The organism is Streptomyces sp. NPDC059874 (assembly GCF_042731135.1).
Classification (GTDB): Bacteria; Actinomycetota; Actinomycetes; order Streptomycetales; family Streptomycetaceae; genus Streptomyces.
This window is the reverse complement of the sequence record NZ_JBHWJY010000179.1, coordinates 1-2,684: the sequence shown is the minus strand read 5'-3', so window position 1 is coordinate 2,684 and position 2,684 is coordinate 1. Positions and strand designations below refer to the sequence as shown.

The 2,684-nt window shown below is 71.8% G+C and carries 3 protein-coding genes; all 3 read right to left on the bottom strand.

The window, feature by feature from the left end:
* Positions 1–96 precede the first annotated feature (96 nt).
* Genes ACFV9H_RS41370 through ACFV9H_RS41360 form a run of 3 tightly spaced genes read right to left on the bottom strand, consistent with a single transcriptional unit; the run spans position 97 to position 2,550 of the window.
* Positions 97–858, bottom strand: coding sequence for a sirohydrochlorin chelatase (locus ACFV9H_RS41370; RefSeq protein WP_385409160.1), 762 nt, complete (start codon positions 856–858; stop codon positions 97–99).
* A 5-nt stretch (positions 859–863) separates the two neighbouring features.
* Positions 864–1,766 carry an ABC transporter permease gene (locus tag ACFV9H_RS41365; RefSeq protein ID WP_385409158.1) on the bottom strand — a complete coding sequence of 301 codons (903 nt, stop codon included), beginning with the start codon at positions 1,764–1,766 and terminating at the stop codon, positions 864–866.
* Positions 1,753–2,550: an ABC transporter ATP-binding protein gene (locus ACFV9H_RS41360; protein ID WP_385409156.1), complete on the bottom strand. Its 798-nt coding sequence runs from the start codon at positions 2,548–2,550 to the stop codon at positions 1,753–1,755. Before ACFV9H_RS41360 ends, ACFV9H_RS41365 begins: the two co-directional genes overlap by 14 nt.
* Between the last annotated feature and the right edge of the window lie 134 nt (positions 2,551–2,684).

Sequence of the window (2,684 nt, the reverse complement as noted above, 5' to 3'; positions counted from 1 at the left end):
GCTCCGGCGTTTGAGGCGCGGGGTACGGGGCGGAGCCCCGGATCTTTGAGCCGCGCTGGGCGTACGGCACCAGCCACATCCAGCCCCGGCGGCGGGTCAGGCCGTCAGGGCTGGGAGGTGGGTCCGGGTCGAGACGGCCGTGTCGTAGCGGCGCAGAAGGAGCGCGGCCAACTCCGGGGCCGCGCCCAGGACATCGGCCACGACATCCGCGCCGCCGGCCTCCGCGCCCGCCGAGATGCGGTCCGGCAGTCTCCCCGGGGCGATGACGTACGGCGCCACCGCCACCCGGGCGAAGCCCTCGGCGCGCAGTGCCCGTACGGCATCCTCCGTACGGGGCAGAGCAGCGGAGGCGAACGCAGGCCGCACGGCGCACCAACCGGCACGCCGCCACTCCCGCGCGGTTTCAGCGATCGCTGCGATCGCCTCCGGGTCGGTGGATCCGGCGGACGCGAGCACCACCGCGGTGGTGGACCGGTCCGCCGGGGTGAGGCCGGCTTCGGTGAGCCGGCGCTCCAGGGCGGAGATGAGGAGCGGGGACGGGCCGAGCACATCGGCCACCCGCACCGACAGCCCCGGGAGCCGGGCCGAGGACTCGGCCAGCGCCGCCGGGATGTCGGACTTCGCGTGGAAGGCCCGGGTCAGGAGGAGCGGGAGGGCCACGACCTCGCGCACGCCGGACAGGTAGAGCGAGGAGAGCGTCTGGGCGACCGTCGGGGTGTTGAAGTCCAGGAAGGCCGTCTCCACCCGCAGCCCCGGCCGCAGCTCCCGCGCCCGCCCGACGAGGGCGTGCACGGTCGCGGCGTGCCGCGGGTCGCGGCTGCCGTGGGCTATGACCAGGAGGGCGGGCGTGGGGGACATCGGAATCAGCTCTTGACCAGCAGGCCGCGGCTGCGCAGCACGTACCGCTCGATGGGGCTGAAGATGAGCAGGTCGATGGCGATGCCGACGACGAGGATCAGGATGATCGCGAGGAACACGCCCGGCAGGTCGATGTTGTTGCGGCCGTTCTCGAGGAGTTGGCCGAGGCCGAGGCCGAGGTCGGGGGAGCTGGCGATGATCTCGGCGGCCATGAGGGAGCGCCAGGAGAAGGCCCAGCCCTGCTTGAGGCCGGCGACGTAGCCGGGCAGGGCCGCGGGCATGACGACGTGCCAGGCGCCGCGCAGGCCGGTGGCGCCCAGGGTGCGGCCGGCCCGCAGGAACAGCGGGGGGACCTGGTCGATGCCGGAGACGAGGCCGTTGGCGATGGACGGGACGGCGCCCAGCAGGATCACCGTGAACATCATGGCGTCGTTGAGGCCGAACCAGAGGACGGCCGGGGGCACCCAGGCCACCGAGGGCAGGGACTGCAGGCCCTGGAGGATCGGGCCGATCGCGGCACGGACGAACTTCACCCGGGCGACGAGCAGGCCGAGGGGTGTGCCGATGGCCAGGGCGAGGAGGAAACCGAGCAGACCGCGCGAGACGGACGTCCAGATGACCTCCAGCAGGGTGCCCTTGAGCCACATGTCGGACAAGCTGTCCCACACGGCGGACAACGCCGGGAGCTTGGTCTCCTCGGTGACCTTCAGGGCGACCAGGACCTGCCAGACCAGCAGGACGAGACCGACGGCCAGGACCGGCGGCAGGACCTTCTTGACGAGGACCTCGCGGACCGGGGTGCGGTGGGTCTGGACCGCGTCGAGGGCGTCCAGACCGGCCTCCAGGCCGGCCAGGTCGTCGGTCTTGCCGTTGGCCGTGACCTTCGGGGTGGTGTCAGTGCTGGCCATGGCGGCGGATCTCCCCACGCAGGTGTTCAGTGATCTCGAGGGACAGTTCCGCGACGTCCGCGTCTTCGATGCGGCGCGGCTGCGGGATGTCCACGGTCCATTCCTTGGCGACCCGGCCGGGTCGGGAGGAGAGCAGGACCACGCGCTGGGCGAGGCGGACGGCCTCGCGGACGTTGTGGGTGACGAACAGGACGGACAGTCCGGTCTCTTCCCAGATGCGGGTGAGTTCGCCGTGCAGCACGTCGCGGGTGATGGCGTCGAGGGCCGCGAACGGTTCGTCCATCAGCAGCAGTCGGCTGTCCTGGGCGAGTGCCCGGGCCAGGGCGACGCGCTGGCGCATGCCGCCGGACAGTTCGTGGACGCGCTTGCCGTGCGCGCCGCCGAGCCGGACCAGGTCCAACAGCCGCTCGGCCTCCGGCTTGCGGTCGGCCTTGGCCACCCCGCGCAGCCGCAGGGCGAGTTCGATGTTCTTGCCCGCGGTCAGCCACGGGAACAGGGCGTGCTCCTGGAACATGAGCGCGGGTCGGCCGCCGGGGGTCTGGATCGACCCCGCGGACGGCTTGTCCAGGCCCGCGACCAGGTTCAGCAGGGTGGACTTTCCGCACCCCGAGGCACCCAGGATGGTGACGAACTCTCCGGGAGCGACATCGAGGCTGATGTCGTCCAGGACGAGCTGCGATCCGGCCGGGCCGGAGAAGGACTTCGAGACGTGCTCGATGCGCGCGGCGTGAGCGTGCTGCTCCGCTACGGTGCCCTCGGCAGCCTTGGCGAGCGTGGTGGCCATGGTCGTCACCTCCTGGGATTGCAGGGATTACGGGGTTTACGGGGTTTGCGGGTTACTTCTTGGCGCCGAGACCGGCGTCGGAGACCTCGGGCTTGCCGGCGGCCTTCAGGACCTTGTTCAGGAGGGTGAGGTCG

Bases quoted from the DNA above. Each gene is read 5' to 3' on its own strand.
- ACFV9H_RS41360 (WP_385409156.1), bottom strand. From the start codon at position 2,550: ATGGCCACCACGCTCGCCAAGGCTGCCGAGGGCACCGTAGCGGAGCAG.
- ACFV9H_RS41365 (WP_385409158.1), bottom strand. From the start codon at position 1,766: ATGGCCAGCACTGACACCACCCCGAAGGTCACGGCCAACGGCAAGACC.
- ACFV9H_RS41370 (WP_385409160.1), bottom strand. From the start codon at position 858: ATGTCCCCCACGCCCGCCCTCCTGGTCATAGCCCACGGCAGCCGCGAC.